Consider the following 20,779-nt stretch of genomic DNA (forward strand, 5'->3'; position numbering starts at 1 on the left):
GTGTGACGAAGGAGCACAAATCTACGCCAAACGAAAAGTTGAGGTGGAAAGTGTGTTCGGTCATATCAAAGGCAATCGGTCGTTCCGGAGATTTTTTCTCCGGGGCCTCGATAAAGTAAATATAGAGTTTGGGCTGGTCGCCATCGCCCACAACTTCCTGAAACAGGCGGAGTGGAACCGCCTGTTTCACCGGGGAAATAAGCTCACAACGAAAAAACCACGAAGAAAAATCAATTTCTTCGTGGTTTTTCCATTTTAAAGAGGACTTATGGGACAGCCCCATTTTTATTGTAGTGCTTTCTTCAAGACCTCGAGATTCCGATACATTAAGCTGAAGTAATCTTCATCATCTTCGATATCATTATCTGTCAAAACTGATAAATTATGAATTCTTAATGCTTCTCCATTAATTTCTTTTTGAACGACTTCGGATACTTTAGGAGTAACATTTTGTTCGAACAATACATACTTTAAGTCATTGTCTTCCGCTACTTTGATGATTTTTTCTAACTGTTTTTGTGATGGCTCTTCCGTTGGACTTAATCCACTGACTGCAATCTGTTCAAGACCATAGGCATGTTCCCAATAACCATAAGCCGCATGGGACACAATGATTTTATTTTTGGATTGTGCTTTTATTTCGTTAGCAAACGAATGATCCAGCTCCTCCAAGTCTGTTTTCAGATTGTTGAAGTTCTCTTCAAAGGTTTCTTCCTCTTCCGGTTTTAATTCAACAAGAAGGTCTTTGATATTAGCTGCCAGCTGGATGGATAGGACAGGATCAAGCCATACGTGAGGGTCTTTGTCGTTATCACCATGACCATGACCATCATCTTCTTCTCCGGCATGACTTTCCTCATCGTCATGCTCATCATGGCCGCCATCTTCTTCATTCTGTTGGTGTTCATGATTCTCCAAATCGATACCTTCACTCGCCTCCAGGATTTTCACGTCCTCTGCTTCAACAGCATTGGAGATCTTTTCTGCATAAGCTTCCAGTCCGGCTCCGCTATAAATGAAACCATCTGCTTCTGCTACTTCTATCATTTGTTTTGTATCGGGTTCAAATGTATGCGAATCCGCACCAGGAGGAAGGATTGACTCCACTTCTACATGATCTCCGCCAATTTTTTCAACAAAATCCATCAACGGATAGACCGTTGTATAAAGTTTAAGTGTTTCTTTAACTTCCTCATCTGAAGCGTCGTTTTGACTCGCTTGCTCTCCACAAGCTCCCAGGAAAACAGTCAATAATAATGATAATAAAAATAAATACCTCTTTTTCATCGCTTACTCTCCCCCTCCGTTACTGAAACGAATTATAGCGTAATCATTACGCTTTGTAAATAGTAATCACTACCATTTAGTTCAAACCTGAATAAAAGCGTACCGTCTCGTACGATACGCTCCGTTGTTAAAGACACCCTGGGCACTTTCCGTAAATCTCGAACTTATGATCATCAACAGCATAACCATCCAGGCTTTGGGCTATTTTATCCATGGGACAAAACTCTACCGCCTTTGTTTTGCCACAACCGGTACATATGAAATGATGATGATGGCCATGCGTGTCACAATGGAAACGGAAATGTTTCTCCCCATCCAGTTCAGTCGATTCAAGCACCTGTTCTTCTGCCAGCAAGTATAAGTTACGGTAGATGGTATCATAGCTTACCCCGGGAAAGTCCTTTTGAATTTCCTTTAAAATCGTCTTGGCAGGAATATATCCTTGATCCTGCTCCGAGAATATCTCAAGTATCCGCTCTCGCTGTTTCGTACGCTTATATCCCTTTTCTTTTAATTTATTAATTGCTTTTTCTATATTCATACCGTTTCACCCTTTAATGATAATTGACCTGAAACCTTCCGATAGGCTATCGCTCCGATTAATATCAAAATGGCAGTCACTACAATTGTTCCGCCCGGCGGTACGCTTAGCTGATAGGAAGTAATTAATCCAACGATTACGGCTAATTCTCCGAAAAAGATAGATAATCCAATCGTTTGTTTAAAACTTTTAGAGATGCGTAATGCTGCAGCAACAGGAAGGGTCATCAATGCTGATACGAGCAATATACCGACAATTTGCATCGCTGAAGCGATAACTAGGGCCACCATAACAATGAACAATAGGTGGATCAATTTTCCATTAACCCCGGACACCGCAGCATGGTCTTCATCAAACGACAGCACAAACAGCTCTTTATAGAACAACAAAACGACGGCAAGTACCAATAATGTAATCACTAACACTGTCGACATATCCGCACGGCTGACAGCAGTGACACTTCCGAATAAATAACTGAATAAGTCGGTGTTAAAGCCATCCGCAAGCGAGATCAATATGACCCCGACACCGATTCCTCCAGATAAGATGATCGGAATCGCGAGTTCCTCATAATGCTTATAAACTTTTCTAAGTTTTTCAATCAGAATGGCGCCTGTAACAGAAAACACCATCCCCATATAAACGGGGTTCCATTCATTGATCGCCGTTACCCGCTTTTCTAATAACAGACTTGCCGCAATTCCTGTTAAAGTAATGTGTGAGAGCGCATCCGCAATCAGCGACAATCGCCGCACAACGATAAAGACACCAAGAAGGGGTGCCACAAATCCGATCATCAAACCGGCTAACGCAGCGTTCTGTAAGAACTCATAGGTGAAAAAGCTTTCAATCACGAGGGTCCACCTCCCCATGGTTGTGGGTCAGCTGCTGGACCGGATGACCGTATAATCGACTGAGATCTTCATTAGAAAATGCCTTATACTCATGAGACTCTCCATGAAAATGAATGGTTTTATTCATACAGAGAACATGGCTCGCATGTTCGGTAATCGTCCCAATATCATGGGAAACCATTAATAATGTAATCCCTTCGTTGCGATTCAATTTGTGCAGCAATTGATAAAAGTCAGCCACATGTTTGGCATCGACTCCAACAGTGGGCTCGTCTAATATCAAAAACTTCGGATCGCTCACCAACGCTCTGGCAATAAATACACGCTGCTGCTGTCCACCAGAAAGTTCACCGATATTATGGTTGAAGTAGTCTTCCATCTCTACTGTCTTTAACGCCTGCATCGCTTTCTCCCGGTCATTCTTATTATAAAAACGAAACAAGCCCGTCTTTGAGATTAGCCCTGTTTTGACTACTTCTAACACGGTAGCCGGAAATCCAGAGTTAAAGCTGTTGGCTTTTTGTGATACAAACCCGATTTCTTCCCAATGTTTAAAGCTGCGGACAGGAGACCCAAACAGCTTGATACTTCCTTTTGTAGGTTTCAACAGGCCAAGCATAAGCTTGATCAATGTGGATTTACCAGAGCCATTCGGGCCGACCAGCCCAAAGAATTGACCCGCCTCGATAGTGAGTGATACATCCTTCACTACCGTCTCTTTTTCATATTTAAAGGATACATTATCCATTTCTAAAACTTTATTATCTGTCATACTAATCCCTCTTTAAATCATAATGATTACGAATTACATTATAACGGCTTACGAACGTATACACAAGTATCTAATCGTAACCATTACAATTACATCTGTTTTCCAGATAAGCTACCTTTTACTGAAGACTCAGTTTCGAGATAAGTTGTTTCCGTTACGTTAGTAACGGTCTGGAGGTTCGGGAAATTACTCGCTTTCCATGGGCGTACGGTGAGCTTCCTCGGGCTAAAGCCCTGCGGGATCTCACCATGTACTACCCTCCCATAGGAGTCTCGCAATTTCCCGGACCTCCTTGCGTTTATGAGAGGAACGGAAACATCGGTATATCTTTAAACAAAGAGTGAGCGACGAGCTACACATAAAAAGTGAGCTGAAAACCGCGTCTTTGTTCAATTATCCATTAAAAGTGAAGTAGAAGACATCTTCAAATATGGCAGGGGGTCGTTGCTCTCATTCTTCGGATGGGGTGGTTGGGAAACTGCGAGACTCCCGCGGGAGAAGGAGCCAGGCGAGACCCCGCAGGGAGTGAAACGACTGAGGAGGCTTGCCGGTTCCCCCGTAGGAAAGCGAGTAGTTTTCCAGCCGCCCCTGACACTTTTATGGTATAGAACCCTAAATATCTCGAAATCAAGTCTTCGACTTTCCGCCCTTTAATTGAATAAGCCTCTTGTGTCAAAAATAACGTTTATAAAAATAAAAAAGAAGCTCTGGCAGGCATTGCCTGGAGAGCTTCTTTTCTATAAATATTTATTGTAGCGCTGTTCTAAATAATCCTGCAAAGCAGAGAATACCATTGTCATCGGCCAATAAATCAATGCTGCCAGGATATACATTGTCATCGTGTCGTAATTTCTTCCTGCTACAATCTGCGCTTTATTGAAAAGTTCAGGTACTGAGATCATTGCAGCCAAGGACGTCGCTTTCATCAAATCCAGGAACACATTCGTCAGTGGCGGTATAGCTATTCTCGTAGCTTGAGGAAGGATAATTCTTCTCATCGTCTGCCAATACGAAAAACCTAAAGCCTGTGCAGATTCCCATTGTCCCCTATCCACACTGCTTAGAGAGGAACGATTAATTTCAGCGATATAAGCAGCCGAATTCAATCCAAACCCTAAAACAGCAGCCATGGTGGCAGTCAATTCAACCCCAACCACCGGAAGGCCAAAATACAGGATAAACAGGAAAACTAAGATAGGTGTACCTCGCATGAAGGATATATACATCCTTGCAGGCCAGCGCAGCACCCGTTTGTCCGATCGCCTCGCCAGAGCAAGAAATAAACCGATCAACAGTCCAAGCAGCATACCAAGGATAGCCACCAATAAAGTCAGCGGTACCCCACTTAATACAAAGGGGAGGTTATCCCAGGCCCGCTGTGCATTGAACAGATCCTCGATCTCTACTCGTTTGATTTCAATGCCGAACATATTCACTCACCTACAAATCTAAGCCTTCGATCTCTCGAATATCCTCGTCTGGTTTCTTTGATGCATCTTTTCCGCCGAAGAATTCTTTCGAAATTTCAGTTAAAGTTCCATCCTCACGCATTTCATTCAATGTTTCATTCACTTTTTGTTGTAATGTACCTGCGTCTTTTGGCATTACGATCGCAGAATTTGTTGGATGAAACTTCAAGTCCGGATGTAACGTAACATCAATGTCCGGCAGTGCTTTTAATGCCAATGATTGCAGGTAATAGTCATTGATAATTAAATCGGTACGCCCATTCTCTACATCGCGCAAATATACATCATTGGTTACATTTCCGTAAGTTTTCACCTCAGCTCCAAAGTGACGTGAAATCTCTGCAAAAACAGTAGTGGCTCCGCCGCCGGCAACTTTACCATCTAAATCTTCAAGCTTTTCAATTCCGGACAAGTCATCTTCCCGCACAATCATCGTCGAATAAGAATACTTATAAGGGTCGCTGAATGCGAACTCCTTCTTTCGCTCTTCTGTCACTTCCATGTCATTGATTGCCATATCGATCCGTCCACTTTTAATGGCTGAAAGTAGACCGTCTACCCCATATTCTTCAAACTTTACCTCGAGGCCAAGACGGTCACCGATTTCACGCATAATTTCTACATCATAGCCTGTTAATTCTTCATCAGATCCTTCAGGATAAAATGAAGCAGGATAAAGGGTACCAGATGTGCCTACCACCACTTCTCCTTGTTCCTCAATTTCTGACCATTTTTCCCCTGTCTGGTCAGAAGAACCGCAAGCCGCTAACGCGAAAGCAGAAACTATCATAAGTATAAAAAAGAGTGCTTTATTTTTCATAACTATTTCTCCCTCCTTAAAATTCACACTTCACCAATATAGCAACGGGAAGGCTAGTTTGCAACAATATAACCCTCCTTTAAAAAAGGATAATTAATCCAACGATTATCACTTGATAATATCCCAAAATGTGCTATGATAATAACAAGTACTAAATTATAATTATTTTAATTTAAAATTAATGCTATCAAGTCCTAATTGATAGATTTTATCATTTATATGGTCAAATGACGTTGATTACTATTCTCAATTATAAAAGAGGAGTTGAGAACATGAGTTCAGAAGCACGTGCACTCAGTCCAAATCAGCCACAAACCCCGCATACGCAAAAATCATATGTTGGGTGGGAAAAGTTTAAAGAGCATATTGAACTTATCGCAGCGGTAGTCAGTGGAATTATCATTCTGACTGCCTGGATTTTTGAAGGATTCATGAGCTATGGAACATTTGTTGTTCTTCATTTATCCGCCTTCGTCATTGGAGGTTTTGCAAAAGCTAAAGAAGGTATTGAGGAAACCATTGAAAATCGGGAACTTAATGTCGAGATGTTGATGATATTCGCGGCAATCGGTTCTGCTATTATCGGCTACTGGACAGAAGGAGCTATCCTGATATTTATCTTTGCATTAAGTGGAGCATTGGAAACTTACACCATGAATAAAAGCCAACGGGAAATTTCATCTTTAATGGATTTACAGCCTGAAGAGGCTTTGCGTATAAAAAATAAAAAAGAAGAAATCGTTTCAGTTAAGGAGTTGCAACTGGGTGACCGCATCCTTATCAAGGCTGGTGAACGTGTTCCTTCTGATGGCACCATTATTAAAGGGCGAACCACCCTGGATGAAAGTGCGATTACTGGAGAATCTGTTCCAGTAACAAAAGAAACCAGTGGAGAAGTATTTGCCGGGACAGTCAATATTAATGGAAGCATTACCGTTGAAATCACGAAACCGTCTGATGAAACGCTTTTTCAGAAAATCATACAGTTGGTACAGTCCGCGCAAAGTGAAAAATCACCATCTCAATTGTTTATCGAACGGTTTGAAGGTACTTATGTCAAAATCGTCTTGATTGTGGTTGCATTAATGATGTTTTTACCTCACTTTCTGTTTGGCTGGAGCTGGACAGATACGATATACAGAGCAATGATCCTATTGGTAGTTGCCTCTCCATGCGCTTTAGTGGCATCTATTATGCCGGCAACGCTGTCAGCTATATCAAACGGTGCCCGAAATGGAGTTCTCTTTAAAGGTGGGGTCCACCTCGAGAATCTTTTCCATTTAAATGCGATTGCTTTTGACAAGACGGGCACACTGACCAAAGGAAAACCGGAAGTCACAGATGTGTTTTTCCGCTCAGAGGAAGAGTCTGGTAGAGTTCTATCGGTACTTGCTTCAATAGAAAGAGAATCCAACCATCCGTTAGCACAGGCTATTGTCAATTACACTGACACCAAACCCGGAATTGAACGTCTGGAAATCAGCAATATGCAGGATCTTGCCGGCAATGGCGTTACCGCACAAGTTGACGGAGTCACATGGAAGATCGGTAAGCCAGGTTTTCTTGGAAAAGAAGCTGCCGAATCCTTCCACGGAAGAATTCTGGAACAATTAGCTAAGCAAGGTAAAACGGTCGTTTTCATTGGAGATGAACAAGGCATCGCAGGAGTTGTCGCTTTAAAGGACACGGTTCGAGAAGAAACCAAAAATGCCATCAAAATTTTACGCCAACACGGAATTTACACTGTTATGCTGACCGGTGATAATGAAACAACCGCAAAAGCGATTGCTGAAGAAGCTGGGCTTGATAACTATGTGGCTGAATGTATGCCGGAGGAGAAAGTGGAAGAGGTAAAGATTCTTCGTAACAATTTTGACAACGTCGGTATGGTCGGTGATGGCATCAATGATGCACCTGCTCTGGCTACCGCAAATGTGGGCATCGCCATGGGGGAGGGCACAGATGTTGCTTTAGAAACGGCTGATATCGTTTTGATGAAAAATGACTTACCGAAAATCGCCAATGCCATTAAACTTTCCGAACGAATGAACAAAATCGTTAAACAAAACGTCGTCTTCTCCATATTGGTCATCATGGTACTTATTATTTCAAACTTCCTGCAGGTTCTGGACCTGCCACTAGGCGTCATTGGTCATGAAGGTAGTACCATACTCGTTATCCTCAATGGCTTGCGACTTCTAAAATCCTAGCATGTATCAAGGTATAAGCCATCAAAAAAGGCTTCCCATTCGGGGAGCCTTTTTTAGTGTTAGTGGTAGTTATTCTGCTTATTCGCGGAGCTGCTTGTTTTGTGTTTAGGAGCATCACTTTTTTGCTTCTTGTTGTTCTTATTATTATGGTTTTGCTTATTATCGCTCATCGCTGCCACTCCTTTTTTTCAATAATCATGCTTATGTTCTGCATGAAGTACAGCGATTATACGCGCTATCAGGAGGAATGGATACCCAATTTTCTCCTCCGCAAAATTGCATTAATTTCTCCTCCTAAGATTATGATGATCCCGGATATATAAAACCAGATCATCAAGACGATAAAGCCGCCGAGGCTGCCATAAGTGGCTGAGTAATTACCCATGCTGGTAACATAAAATGAAAATAATAAGGACACGATCTGCCAGCCAACAGTTGCAAACACCGCGCCAGGAAAAGCATGCTTTATTTTAATGTATTTATTGGGTGCCAGCATATACAGAAACATAAGGACGAGAAAAAAGATGATCGAAGAAATTACCCAGCGTAAGGCATTCCACAACTCAAGGAAACCTTCGGACAATCCAAAAATAGAAAACAGATAGACCCCGACCATTCTTCCAAACACAGGGAGTAAAAATGCGACGGCAATGACACCGATCATCGAAATAGTAAGTACGATAGCAATAATTCTTCCGACAAATGGGGAACGGCTTTCTTCTACATCATAAGCACGGTTGAATGCACGCATAATGGAGTTGACACCATTGGACGCAGACCATAACGTGCCGATGATACCTATAGACAGTAAGCCACTATTCTGACTTGCCATCAATTCTGCCAGATTTTCCTGAATCATCGTGTAGGTTTCCGGAGGAGCATAGGTGTGAATAAAATCCAACAGCCTTTCCTGCGAAAGCCGCATATAGCCTAATAAAGTGACAAGGAATATCATGAAAGGGAATAAAGATAATAAAAAAAAGTAAGATAATTGAGCGGCCATGCCGCTGATGTCATCCTTGTTGAAGCTCGCTCCTACCTCTTTTATAAAACTAAAGAACTCTTTCATGATATCCCTCTCCTAACCATTGGGAGAATGTTATGAAACGTCCCGGTGATCTATCAGTTTCTCGACGTCCTTTTCTACTTCTTTTTCCCATTCGCTCACTTTATCAAGCAGTTCCTCCACTTTATTCAAAACTTCCAGTATATCTTTAGCCCCATCTGCCACACGGTTCGTCAACTGGTTGTATTTAAGGCGTAACTCCCGGATAGCTTCTGAAGGATTTGAAGTATAACTCTTAACAGATACCCCAGCCCGTTTTGTGCTGCTAAAGACATACTCTCTGGTCTCCTTGTCCAACAGCGTAACAGCTCCTCCAATTACGGCACCGATCATGACCCCTTTCCAAAACTTATGCTCATTCATATTTACCTATTCCTCCTTTGATAATTGATAGTCTTTTTTGATTTTATTTAAAAGTTCTCTGCAGCCAGCCGATACAAGTTCATAGACATATTCAAAATTGCCGGTAAAGAATGGATCGGGGACATTTTTCACTTCTGCTTCCGGGATAAAATCAAGCAGTCGAGCTACGGTAACATCTTCTTTTTCTCTAATACCTGCCATATCGGTGACATTCTTTTCATCCATCGCAATCAAGTAATCAAAATCGTCCCAATCGCGCTCTGTAATTTGCCTGGCAGCCATTCCTTCATAAGAAATTTTATATTTATCCAGTATTTCTCTCGTTCCCTCATGTGGAAGGTCACCAACATGCCAGTGACCGACCCCGGCAGAGTCTATAGATATCTTATTATCCAATCCTTCTTTCCTTATTAAATCGCGAAAAATAGCTTCCGCCATCGGCGACCGGCAAATGTTGCCTAAACAAACAAATAGAACTTTAATCATTACTTCTTCTCCCCCAATTCTTCTCTTTTTATCTCATACAAATTTTGTATATATCGACTGCTACCCCCATTTTTACCGATAAAAACTTCTCTTATCGTCTACTATTATACCCGAAATAGCTTGACATTTGCCCTGAGTTTTCGGAATATTTTATATATAAGGAAAAAAGGGGGTACTAATCATGCAAGATGTCTTAAGCAGTATATCCGGCGTTGTATGGGGTCCGGTATTATTGATCCTGCTCGTCGGAACCGGTGTCTATTTGACACTTAGGCTCGGATTTTTGCAATTCAGCGCATTGCCTTACGCGTTGAAGCTTGCATTCAGTCCGGGTAAACAAGATAAAAAATCGAAAGGTGACATTTCCCACTACCAGGCTTTGACTACTGCGATGGCAGCCACTATTGGAACCGGTAATATTGCCGGGGTAGCTACAGCTGTCGTCCTTGGCGGTCCAGGTGCCGTATTCTGGATGTGGATCACCGCTATTTTCGGAATGGCAACAAAGTATGCTGAAGCCATTCTGGCCGTTAAATATCGAATCACAGACAAAAACGGAAACATGTCTGGTGGACCGATGTATTACCTGGACCGGGGTTTAAAAATGAAAGGCCTTGGAAAAACACTCGGTATCTTGTTTGCTATCTTTGGTGCGATAGCTGCTTTCGGTATTGGAAATATGGTGCAATCCAATTCTGTATCCGATGCACTCGATGCCACGTTCTCCATCCCTACCTGGGTAACAGGATTGATTCTTACTGCGCTGGCAGGTTTGGTATTACTTGGCGGAATTAAAAGTATCGGTAAAGTCACTGCATTTTTTGTCCCGATCATGGCGATATTTTATGTCATTGGTGCACTTATTATTATCTTTACTAACTTTCACCTCGTACCTGCAGCATTCGGCACCATCTTCACGGATGCATTCAGCGGGAATGCGGTAGCTGGCGGCCTGTTAGGTACTGCCATCCGCTATGGTGTCGCACGAGGGGTCTTCTCCAACGAAGCTGGCTTAGGTTCTGCTCCGATCGCAGCTGCTGCTGCCAAGACCGACTATCCTGGCCGCCAGGCATTGGTTTCGATGACTCAAGTTTTAATCGATACGATCATCGTCTGTACGATGACTGGTCTGACAATCGTTATGGCAGGTCAATATGGTAATGGCGACCTGGAAGGAGCTGATTTAACTACTGCCTCATTCTCCATTTTCTTAGGTGATATTGGTGGTTATATTGTTTCCCTCGGCCTTGTATTCTTCGCTTTCTCCACCATCGTAGGTTGGTCTTACTATGGAGAGAAATGTTTTGGTTACCTGACAAAAGACCGCGCTTTACCACTTTATAAAATCGCATTCGTCTTATTCGTGTTTGTAGGCGCTGTCCAGGAACTGGGCATCGTATGGACCTTTGCTGACATAATGAACGGGTTGATGGCATTCCCTAACTTGATCGGGCTCTTGCTTCTATCCGGCGTGGTAGCATCAGAAACTAAGCGCTTCTTGAAAGTAGCCAAGGAAGAAAAACGTCAGGAGAAACAATCCTCTTATTCTTAATTAGAACAAAATTTAATGGCAAAATAAAGCAGCGCCTACATGGCGTTGCTTTATTTATTCGTATGAAAAGTATAATGATTACGCTGTGTTAAAAAATTCTCGAATTCTTCCGGTGGAAGCGGCTTACTAAAGTGATAGCCCTGATAATGATCACAGCCATTCTCTTTAAGGAAGCCTAAAACCATAGGCTTTTCCACGCCCTCTCCAATAACCTCTAACTTGAACGTATGCGCAAGCTGAATCATCGCCTTCACAATTTCTGCACCACTTGGGTTCGTGCTGACATCTTTTATGAAGGATTGGTCAATTTTTAAGTAATTAATCGGGAACTGGCGTAAGTACCCAAGCGAGGAGTAACCAGTGCCAAAATCATCAATCGACAAAGCGATTCCCTGCCTTTTCAGCTCCTGCATCGTTTGGATGCATGCATCTGTATTTTGCATGATACTGTTTTCCGTTATCTCTATTTCTAAAAACCGAGCAGGCATCCCTGTTTCCTCTAATATTTTCTCTACACGGCTTGCAAAATCATGCCGCTGAATTTCTTCTGCTGAGACATTGACAGCCACACGTTCCGGGGCATATCCTTTTTCCATCCATTCTTTGTTCTGGCGACATGCTTCAAAAAGCACCCATTCCCCCAGCTTTAGAATCAATCCAGTCTCCTCAGCAATCGGAATAAATTTCCCTGGGGAAATGAATCCTTGGACAGGGTGCTTCCACCGAACGAGAGCTTCCATACCACTGATCACCCCGGAACGGACGTCAATTTTCGGCTGATAATACAGCAGCAGCTCCTTATTACGGATGGCTGCACGCAATTCGCCTTCTAAAGAAACCAATTCATTGTAGGACTTATTCATGGAGTCTGAATAAAAGAGCAGACTCTGCCGTCCTTTCAGTTTGCAATAATGCATGGCAATATCCGCATTTCCAATCAATTTTCCAGCCGTAGTACCACCGCCTGAATAACCAGCGATGCCAATACTTGTGGTGAGAAATAATTCTTTCCCTTTTATACGCAATGGTTTGCTTACTTGTTCCAAAATAGAGTTACCTAATTTACGCGCATCTTTTTCTGAGCTTGCCTGATCGGTGATAACAACAAATTCATCACTACCAAGTCGGTACAGCTTCCCTTTTTCGCTGATCACTTCACGGATTCGCCTTCCAATCAGCTGGATGACTTCATCACCAGCCGTGTGACCAAGGGCATCATTAATATATTTGAAACGATCCAGGTCACATAAAAGGATATAGAAAGGTGTGCCCTTCTGCTTATCAGTGGATGTTAACCTTTCTTCCAAGTCTTTCTGTAATTTCCGCCGGTTAGGCAAGTCCGTCAATGGATCGTGATAGGCCATATGCCTGACTCGCATCTCAGCCTCTGCATGCACAGTTATATCAACAGAAGAACCGATGATTTCCACCACTTCTCCCTCGTGCTGGATAGGAGCTAACGTGGAGTAAAGGAAAGTGTCCTTTAATTTATGTTTATATGTAACGTTTTCTCCAGCAAATGCTTTGTCGTATTTTTTTGTTAAGTACCCGGCTTTTTCCAACCCGAAAATCTCATCCATTTCTTTTCCTTCTACAAAAGCTGTGGTAAGCCCTAAGGATCTGGCCAGCTTTCCTTCATACATGGTAAAGTAATAATTTCCATTTTTATTTTTTCTAACTTTAAATACCATATTCATTAATGCTGCCACGGTTCGTTGAAAATCATTTTCCACTTCAATAGCCAGAGTTTCTTCCATCACTTTGCTTTCTGTAAATGCTAAGTCATCGTAGAAAGTGAGATAATTATGAAGCAGTTTATCAAGTTCCTTAAGTGTTTGTCGTTCTTTTCCACCTTGAAGCTGTAGTTTGAGAGTTTCCATTAATCGATTTATTTCTGCATGTACAAATGAGGTATCCAAATTATCCATGGAATCCACCTTTACCAAATATCGTTAAAATTCGACAAGCTTCACTTAATTTTAAACTATCTTACCCATTATAAAAAGACTAATCATTTCCTGCATTCATGTTAATCACTAGCTAATTTTCCCTGAAAATTAATATTTTCTTAGCTGAAATTTCATTTTTTCACGCGGGTGACAAGTAAGAAAAATTAAGACAGACCTATAGAAATAGGCCTGTCTGATGAAGGTTTTATGAAAAGTGTACTTCTCCGGCAAAACGGGCAAGCGGATTTGTAACTTTCCCTGATTCGGAAGCATGAGGGCGATCATCACCATCTTCATAACCATAGTCAACCATACGATTACGGTTTAACGTAAGTTTGGTTAATTCAGGTTTAAAGAAATCAAAGAGTTTAAAACGATCTTTCAAATGTAGGTGGTTGTCCTGATATTGCTTGATGGAATCCGCAAGACACTCCCAAAATTTATATTCGGTTACGGCTTCCTTTCGATCAAGAATGTCAGCCATGTACCTTAAGTGACATACAAACAACCCTGTGAAGATAAATTGGGTAAGTCCTTCAGGCGGCTCACTCCTCAGTACATCTTTCAGTTCTTGTGATAGTTCAGATAACTCTTCAAATGGTTGATCACTGATATTTACGTCATCCACAAAATCTTTGACTGCCAACCGGTGTGGCTTGAAATCTTTCATTACCAATATCGTATTTTGCCCATGAGGTGAAAATACTGTTCCGTATTGATATAAGTAGTGGAGAAGCGGCTCCATGACTACTCGGAAAAATTCCTTCAGCCACTCGTCAGGGGTTATCCCCGAAGCTTCGATCAAGCTTAAGACAAATGGTTTGCCATCGTTATCTTCATGTAATAATGCAGCCAGGGTGATCGCTTTTTCTCCATCATCGAGATACGTGTAAATACTTTCCCGCCAAATGACGCCAAGCATTTCCAGATATTGATAGGGGGAGTTATCAAGCTTTGGATAGAGGTTGTGATCTACGTTGATACTTGCTATTTCCCCCGGCAGGATCACCCGGCAAGTTTCTTTTAAAAAGTCATCCTTCTCATAAATTCCTTTGATGAACTCCGTAATTTTTGGTGCAATCAGGGTACGCTCCGCAGGCAAGCCGCGATAGACAAGGGTATTCAATATACTCATTGGCACCTTCACATGATGTTTTTCTTTATGGCTTTGATTTACAAAGGTCCGAATCGACTGTTGAGGAAGGTAATTGTCTTCACCTTTTCCTAGTGGTATGATCATCTGCCTGGATAACTCTTCAGCGAATTGCTGGATGATCACATTTTTCCACTGCCATTCATGAACAGGAAGGTAGAAATATTCCTGTTCATCAACTCCCCATTCTTGCAGCACTTTTTCAAACTGTTTCTTTTCATCAAGGGAAAGCTCGTCATGTAAAAGCTTATGATAATTGATTTTTTCAGTCGACTGAAAGGAAGCGCGTTCCTTATGCACGGCGATCCAGTATAATTTAGTTTCTTTTTGCATTTCTGGCGCGTAATCACAATAATCGTCGTAGCCGAAACCGATTCTCCCTTTATTATAAGTAATCCATGGGTGGCCGCTCATGTGTCCCTCTAACAACGCATAATCTTCCTTAATCAGCTCATCGGATGTTTTCGAAGCTTTTCCAAGCAGATGCATATCAGCCACAAGGGTATTGTTCAATTCTTTGATTAAATGACCGGCTGTTTCAGAAGACATTCCTATAATAGGCTGGATATCAAGTAAAAATTGGATGGCATGATCAGCTGGGCGCTCTGTTCCATCTTCTTTTACACAAATAGTTCCAGCTTTTACCTTCAACCCTCCAAATAGATCCTTTCTAGCAAGAAAAGTATATTGTTTATATTCAGAGATCGGCAGCATGTATTCATCCCACTTCCCATGCTGCTTCTTAATTTCTGGTTCAAGCATATCTTCGTACGTATACTCCTCGATCATTTTGGTTAACAGCTGGTAATTCGCTTCCTCCCAGTGTTCTTTCTTAAAGTATTTCTTTATATATGGTAATTGCATGAATGAAATCCCTTCTTTCCCTGTAAATTTATTGACTAAAAGCAGGCTGTCTCCGAGTGCCAAACGACTGATAAACATTTACTTGGCTGACTGGATAGACGTCTCTGCCAGCCAAGAAGTTAATGATAACCGCATTTCGGTGGGCGCCCAATCCAAGATCTGGAGCACCGACTCCATGCGTATGAATTTCTCCATTTTGAATGAAGATATGATTATTGTAGATTCCGTCCATTGATAGCTTATAATCTTCACTCACACTAAACCGCCCTTGGCTATCCCAGATAATAAGGTCATGAATTGGCATCAGAAATTCTGGAAAGGTTGGCTTGTAGCCTGTCCCTAATATCACCACATCAGTTTCCACTAAAAATTCTTCTTCACTTACCAGCTGGCACCCATAAAGTCTCCATTGCTCCCCAACAGGCTTGATCTGTTTAATAGCCGACATAGCTTGTAAGTGGATGTCAGGCTCTTCTTCTCCAACACTTCGCTGATATAAAAGTTCATATATATCGGAGATAGTATCTGCGCTGATTCCTTTATATAACAAATCCTGTTCACCCAACAATTTGTCTTTTTTCTCCTGAGCTAATTGATAGAAAAAAGAAGTATAATCAGGTGAAAAATGTTCAAGTCCAAGTTTTGAATATTCCATTGGGAAGAAACCTTTCGAGCGGGTGTACCAATCCAACGAATATCCATGGTCTGGCTGGTCTTCCAGCAAATCAAGAAATACCTCCGCTGCACTTTGTCCAGAGCCAATGACCGCTACTTTTTCAGCCCCTTTACAAATATTTTTCTTATATAAATAATCTGCTGTATGAAACACCTTTTCCCCCAGGGCTTCCTGTAATTGTTCAGGAACAGCAGGTACCGTTCCAATTCCCATCAGAATATGTCGGCCATAGTAGCAATCTTCTTCCTTCGTACGAACATCTTCCACCACTATTTCATACACGTCTTCTCCATCAAGAGTTTGAAGCTCCACTTGTTTCACATTGGCATGAAACTGGCAATTATCCAGTTGCTCCGTCACCCATCTGCAATAATGGTTGTATTCCTTCCTCGGAATGTGGAAATCTTCCCGGAAATAAAAGCGATACAACCTATTCTTTTCCTGCAAGTAATTTAGGAAGCTATAACGATTTGTTACATCTGCCATACTTACAAGGTCAGCTAAAAAAGGAACTTGTAATGTAGTCCCTTCAATCATCATCCCGGGGTGCCAGTCAAATTGTGGTTTCTTCTCAAAGAACAAAGCATCTATTTCGGGTACCTCTTCTGCCAGCGCTGCAAAGCCAAGGTTGAATGGACCGATTCCGATGCCAATCACGTCGTAAATGTTAGACTTCTTGATAGAATCCTGCATGAGACCACCTCTTTTCAAATGTCTCCCTGTGACAAAACATCAATAACCCCGTTTTATCTGGTAGTTCTATTGGATGAACAGCTTCAAACCCGCACTTTTCAAAGACATGGATCATCTTTTCATTTCGTATATCCGGTTCGGCAACCACTTTCTTTGTTTCGGGCCGCTTGAATTGAAAACCTACCATCGCCCGTAACAGAGGGAGAGCGTATCCCCTCCCTAGATATTGTGGGTCCCCGATCAACAGATGGATCCCTTGATCAAAGGGTTCAGCTTCGTAGCATTTTTCTACGACATCCTCCTTGACCCAATAAGCCTCCCAATAGCTCATCGGATGACCATCAATCTCTCCTATATATAACGTTTGGTGACGGTCATCCAGTGCGTCTTTCAAATGTCTGCTGAACTTTGAGAACGGCAGATTAAGTTGCCAAAAAGGGATGACGTGCTGTTGATGCATCCATAAAAATACGTCGGTCAAATCCCTATCATAGTCTAATTTACGGAAGGAAATATTCTTCTCAACATCATTGTCAAAGGTAACGAAATCAGGATTCATGAGAAATTCCCACCTTTTTTGCTATAGGGTTTTTTACTGATGTATAAACCGATTGCGTTTCCAGCGAGCCTACAAGTTCATCCATATCATGAAAACGAGTTAGCAAGTTTGCCTTACAAGGGAGTTTGTCATTTTCTAATAGACTGTCAAGCAATTGCTTAGACTCCGTGGTATGTTTCTTATGTTCCTCTAAACGTTCACGCAGCAGCTGGATTAAATTTTCTTCGGGAACTAACCCATTGGTTCCAAATCCATTAATGACACCAAACAAATGGTTGAAGACAAAATAATAACGAAGCCTTTCCTCCGCAATACTATCTGCACAGATGGTATCGCTCTTTTCATTCAGGCCAGGTAAAAGAGCCTTCAGATGGTCAGCTTTCTTTTCCCGAAAGTAGTAGCCCTGGTTATCACGGTAGTAAAAACGCTCAGGATAACCGTCCTTCAATTGAACTATGGAATTCTGCTGATGAGCCTCCAGAGCAATGCCATAGTTTTCATAGAGCCATAGAATCGGATCAAGAGTGATGGATAGATAACGTTCGAACCAGTCTTCACTTACCTGTTGAATAGATTTGCCTTCTTGTTCAGCCAAGCCGGTAATAATACTATAAAGTCGTGTCTGTTCCCCATAAGGGTGGTCTTGCCCCAGCCCTGCTGCTAATATTACATTGGCATCATCGCCGTAAAACGGATTCTCACGCACGATGCAATCCAGCCGTAAATCGTTTTCTCCCGGGATATCTACACTGATATAAGCAGGGTCTGAAATCACATTGAAATTTGGAAACTGTCGATTCAAATCCTCCCCTAAAGTTGTCTGTAATAGTCGTGACACTTCAACTCCTCTATCCAATTCTTTCTGCTGGTTCATTCTAAGGGAATTCGTGATTTTTATCGGGACCGAAAACTTGTACATATATTTTGACTGTGGACTATATACCGTTCGGAATGAGGAGGTAGCTGTAAACTTAGGTCCCATCGGTCCAAAATACCTTAATGTCCCCTCATCCAACATATGCTGTACGGATGATTTTTTCAGCAGTTCTCTTGCCTGCAAAGGATGAGCAGGAATCCATGCTCCTTCACCTTCAGTCTTGATCACCTCTTCGGCCAAGTTTTCTTTGATCATTTCTTCAGCAGAAGCCTTCAAGGAAGAGTCTTGATTTACGTATCCCTCTGCAGCCCAGAAGTAATGCAATTGGAACTCTCCCTTCATTTCCGGGGCAAACCAACTATCTTCTTCTTCCGTGATGCCTTGCTTGCTCTTAGGTGTAGGATGAAGCAAATGACCAAAAATCAATGATTGTTCTGCTTCAATAAAATTGAATTGACGACTGCTCAAGTAGTGGGAGTCAGCTAATCTATGTTCGAGGTATTTTTTTATGTTTTTACAGCTCAGAATCACCCGCATAATCAGTTCATCCTCAGCTTCTTCCTGATTATATTCCAGTGCTAATTCTTTGGTAATCAGGGAAGCTAATGTGACATAATCGATCGGCTTTGTTTCTTTTCCTGTATGATAATAAATAGGAAAATCAAACAGGTGCCTTTCTGTTTCAGACCAATACTTCACACCGATGATCAGGTCGATTCCCTGATTAGATAATGGACAGGTGATAGTCTTTGCTGAGCCTACAACAGTCCCTTCTTTGTAATGACCTGTTTCTCTCAGGTAGCAATTCAAAAAGCTTTGCATGGTAGCGTTCTCGGCAATTTCTTTTATATTTTTCACACGGGAAACCTCCATTTCTCTAATTCCAATTCTCCAAACTCATGGATATCAGCTAAAATTTCCTTCAAATCTTCAAGCTTCGTCCGGGGATTCAGAAGTGTAAATTTCAAACATACTTCACCTTTTATTGTTGTTTTAGCGAGAACAGCTTTACCCGTATAAAGTAAATGCTTCTGGATATTCCGGTTGACCTGATTTAAATCTACTGTGTCAGATACAGACGGTACAAATCGGAAAACAATTGTATTTAACTCCGGATCAACATTGATGACCTTCATGTTTACCATCCCATCGATATAGCAGGCAGCAGAGCTTGCCAAAAACAACGTATGATCGATCATATCACCGTATTGCTTTGTCCCTACCATTCTTAAGGAGAAAAACAGCTTCAATGCATCAAACCTTCTTGTTGTTTGAACAGACTTATTAACCAGGTTAACGATACCTATTTCTTCATCCTCTTCAGGATTCAAATAATCGGCATGGTGCTGAAGATAACGAAATTCTTCTCCGTTTTTAAGGAGGAACGCACCACAGCTGATTGGCTGATAGAATAATTTGTGAAAATCAACAGTAATGGAATCCGCTTTTTCTATCCCTCTCAATTTACTTCTATGCTGATGACTCAAGATCAAAGCCCCTCCGAATGCTGCATCCACATGAAGCCATAGCCCATGCTTTTTTGCTATTGCTGCCATATCAGAAAGAGGATCGATACTACCAAAATCAGTCGTCCCGCATGTGGCCACCAATGCAAATGGCAACAATTGCTCCTTGTCCAATTCTTCTAGTTTCCTGTTTAAATCAGCGGTGCACAGGCGATGGTTTTTATCTGTGCGGATAGATACTACCGATTCCTCTCCCAGCCCTAGTTGAGAAGCGGATTTTTTGACAGTAAAATGTGCATCTTCGGAACAAAGTATTCGCATGCGCTGAAATTGCTTAGGAAGGCCTTGTTTCTGTACATCGACTCCAAATATCTTTTTACAAAAAGAATCACGGGCAATGAGTAAACCGGTATAATTGGACTGCGTACCCCCGCTTGTAAAAACCCCATCCGCTTCAGAATCATAACCGAACCTATGAAGCAGCCACTGGATCATTTCCTGTTCTAAATATGTTGCTGCCGGGCTCTGATCCCAGGAATCCATCGAAGGATTAAAAGCATTTATAACCATTTCGGCCGCCAATGCAGACACAAGTGGCGGGCAGTGGAGGTGTGCAACAGATTTTTGATGGGCAATATGAATATTACTCATCAAAAGGGTATCGTTTATGTCTTTCAATAAGCTTTCAATTGATTCTCCCTCGTAGCTGAAAACAGATAGTTTGTTCAACTCCTGATATAAGCTTGAGGGGCTTTTTCCTGAGTATGGGTCTTCGAGTTTATTCATCACTTCGGCAAGCTTCTCTGACACCTGCTGTACTATATGTTGATAACTTTCGGTACTTTCTCCATGAAGAAAAAAGTTGTCATACTGTCTACTTGATTGGTTTATTGGTCTATTTTCAACTGATTCTGCCTTAAATGCGAAGTTCAAAATCTATCCTTCCTTTCCTGGCTCTTAATTTAATGATGGGTCTGCCCCTTACTTGCCTACCTCCTTAAATGAAAATCATTTTCAATTAAGTGCATATACACATACTAATTGAGAATGATAATCATAGTCAATAGTAATTGAGATCCATTATCAATTACACCCATTACATTCTCAATCTAGGTATATATT

18 protein-coding genes are annotated in these 20,779 nt (G+C 41.7%); 3 read left to right on the forward strand and 15 right to left on the reverse strand.

The features are described 5' to 3' along the window. Positions 1-259 (forward strand): transposase (locus FHS45_RS19625; RefSeq protein ID WP_243847217.1); only part of this gene is annotated, 259 nt, incomplete at its 5' end. Positions 260-285: 26 nt separating this feature from the next. On the opposite strand, the gene FHS45_RS19630 is transcribed toward FHS45_RS19625, so the two are convergent. From FHS45_RS19630 to FHS45_RS19655, 6 genes are all read right to left on the reverse strand, one after another. Further along, a complete protein-coding gene (locus tag FHS45_RS19630) occupies positions 286-1,287 on the reverse strand; it encodes a metal ABC transporter solute-binding protein, Zn/Mn family (protein ID WP_062439525.1) in 1,002 nt (333 codons plus the stop codon). 127 nt (positions 1,288-1,414) lie between these two features. Then, positions 1,415-1,828 (reverse strand): Fur family transcriptional regulator, encoded by a 414-nt coding sequence (locus FHS45_RS19635; protein WP_062439527.1) that lies wholly within the window; start codon positions 1,826-1,828, stop codon positions 1,415-1,417. Further along, the gene (locus tag FHS45_RS19640; protein ID WP_181949515.1) at positions 1,825-2,700 is read right to left on the reverse strand and encodes a metal ABC transporter permease; all 876 of its coding nucleotides are present in this window, start codon (positions 2,698-2,700) and stop codon (positions 1,825-1,827) included. Before FHS45_RS19640 ends, FHS45_RS19635 begins: the two co-directional genes overlap by 4 nt. After that, positions 2,675-3,454 (reverse strand): metal ABC transporter ATP-binding protein, encoded by a 780-nt coding sequence (locus FHS45_RS19645; protein WP_062439533.1) that lies wholly within the window; start codon positions 3,452-3,454, stop codon positions 2,675-2,677. Before FHS45_RS19645 ends, FHS45_RS19640 begins: the two co-directional genes overlap by 26 nt. Positions 3,455-4,191: 737 nt before the next feature. Further along, positions 4,192-4,884: an amino acid ABC transporter permease gene (locus tag FHS45_RS19650; protein WP_166761443.1), complete on the reverse strand. Its 693-nt coding sequence runs from the start codon at positions 4,882-4,884 to the stop codon at positions 4,192-4,194. A 10-nt stretch (positions 4,885-4,894) separates the two neighbouring features. Beyond that, complete coding sequence (locus FHS45_RS19655) at positions 4,895-5,743, reverse strand: transporter substrate-binding domain-containing protein (protein WP_062439541.1); 849 nt, start codon at positions 5,741-5,743, stop codon at positions 4,895-4,897. Positions 5,744-6,015: 272 nt separating this feature from the next. Between FHS45_RS19655 and FHS45_RS19660 the strand changes: the two genes are divergently transcribed. Further along, positions 6,016-7,953, forward strand: coding sequence for a heavy metal translocating P-type ATPase (locus tag FHS45_RS19660; RefSeq protein WP_062439544.1), 1,938 nt, complete (start codon positions 6,016-6,018; stop codon positions 7,951-7,953). A 238-nt stretch (positions 7,954-8,191) separates the two neighbouring features. Here FHS45_RS19660 and FHS45_RS19665 read toward each other — a convergent pair whose 3' ends face one another. Genes FHS45_RS19665 through FHS45_RS19675 form a run of 3 tightly spaced genes read right to left on the reverse strand, consistent with a single transcriptional unit; the run spans position 8,192 to position 9,868 of the window. Then, positions 8,192-9,022 (reverse strand): YihY/virulence factor BrkB family protein, encoded by an 831-nt coding sequence (locus FHS45_RS19665; protein ID WP_062439547.1) that lies wholly within the window; start codon positions 9,020-9,022, stop codon positions 8,192-8,194. Positions 9,023-9,052: 30 nt separating this feature from the next. Further along, positions 9,053-9,382, reverse strand: coding sequence for a hypothetical protein (locus FHS45_RS19670; protein WP_062439550.1), 330 nt, complete (start codon positions 9,380-9,382; stop codon positions 9,053-9,055). 6 nt (positions 9,383-9,388) lie between these two features. Next, complete coding sequence (locus FHS45_RS19675) at positions 9,389-9,868, reverse strand: low molecular weight protein-tyrosine-phosphatase (protein ID WP_062439553.1); 480 nt, start codon at positions 9,866-9,868, stop codon at positions 9,389-9,391. A gap of 181 nt (positions 9,869-10,049) precedes the next feature. Between FHS45_RS19675 and FHS45_RS19680 the strand changes: the two genes are divergently transcribed. After that, positions 10,050-11,420 (forward strand): alanine/glycine:cation symporter family protein, encoded by a 1,371-nt coding sequence (locus FHS45_RS19680; RefSeq protein ID WP_062439556.1) that lies wholly within the window; start codon positions 10,050-10,052, stop codon positions 11,418-11,420. 50 nt (positions 11,421-11,470) lie between these two features. Here FHS45_RS19680 and FHS45_RS19685 read toward each other — a convergent pair whose 3' ends face one another. From FHS45_RS19685 to FHS45_RS19710, 6 genes are all read right to left on the reverse strand, one after another. Then, positions 11,471-13,348 (reverse strand): sensor domain-containing protein, encoded by a 1,878-nt coding sequence (locus tag FHS45_RS19685; protein ID WP_062439559.1) that lies wholly within the window; start codon positions 13,346-13,348, stop codon positions 11,471-11,473. Positions 13,349-13,574: 226 nt separating this feature from the next. Continuing rightward, positions 13,575-15,386, reverse strand: a complete 1,812-nt coding sequence (locus FHS45_RS19690; protein ID WP_062439561.1) for an IucA/IucC family protein — start codon at positions 15,384-15,386, stop codon at positions 13,575-13,577. Positions 15,387-15,414: 28 nt separating this feature from the next. Beyond that, a complete protein-coding gene (locus tag FHS45_RS19695; RefSeq protein WP_062439564.1) occupies positions 15,415-16,755 on the reverse strand; it encodes a lysine N(6)-hydroxylase/L-ornithine N(5)-oxygenase family protein in 1,341 nt (446 codons plus the stop codon). After that, on the reverse strand, positions 16,730-17,314 hold the full coding sequence (locus tag FHS45_RS19700; RefSeq protein ID WP_062439569.1) for a GNAT family N-acetyltransferase: 585 nt from the start codon (positions 17,312-17,314) through the stop codon (positions 16,730-16,732). Before FHS45_RS19700 ends, FHS45_RS19695 begins: the two co-directional genes overlap by 26 nt. After that, on the reverse strand, positions 17,304-19,049 hold the full coding sequence (locus FHS45_RS19705) for an IucA/IucC family protein (protein WP_082411896.1): 1,746 nt from the start codon (positions 19,047-19,049) through the stop codon (positions 17,304-17,306). Before FHS45_RS19705 ends, FHS45_RS19700 begins: the two co-directional genes overlap by 11 nt. After that, a complete protein-coding gene (locus FHS45_RS19710; RefSeq protein ID WP_208416569.1) occupies positions 19,046-20,590 on the reverse strand; it encodes a pyridoxal phosphate-dependent decarboxylase family protein in 1,545 nt (514 codons plus the stop codon). The genes FHS45_RS19705 and FHS45_RS19710 overlap by 4 nt, the downstream gene beginning before the upstream one ends. Between the last annotated feature and the right edge of the window lie 189 nt (positions 20,591-20,779).

It is taken from the genome of Thalassobacillus devorans, from assembly GCF_011761345.1.
Lineage (GTDB): Bacteria > Bacillota > Bacilli > Bacillales > Halobacillaceae > Thalassobacillus > Thalassobacillus devorans.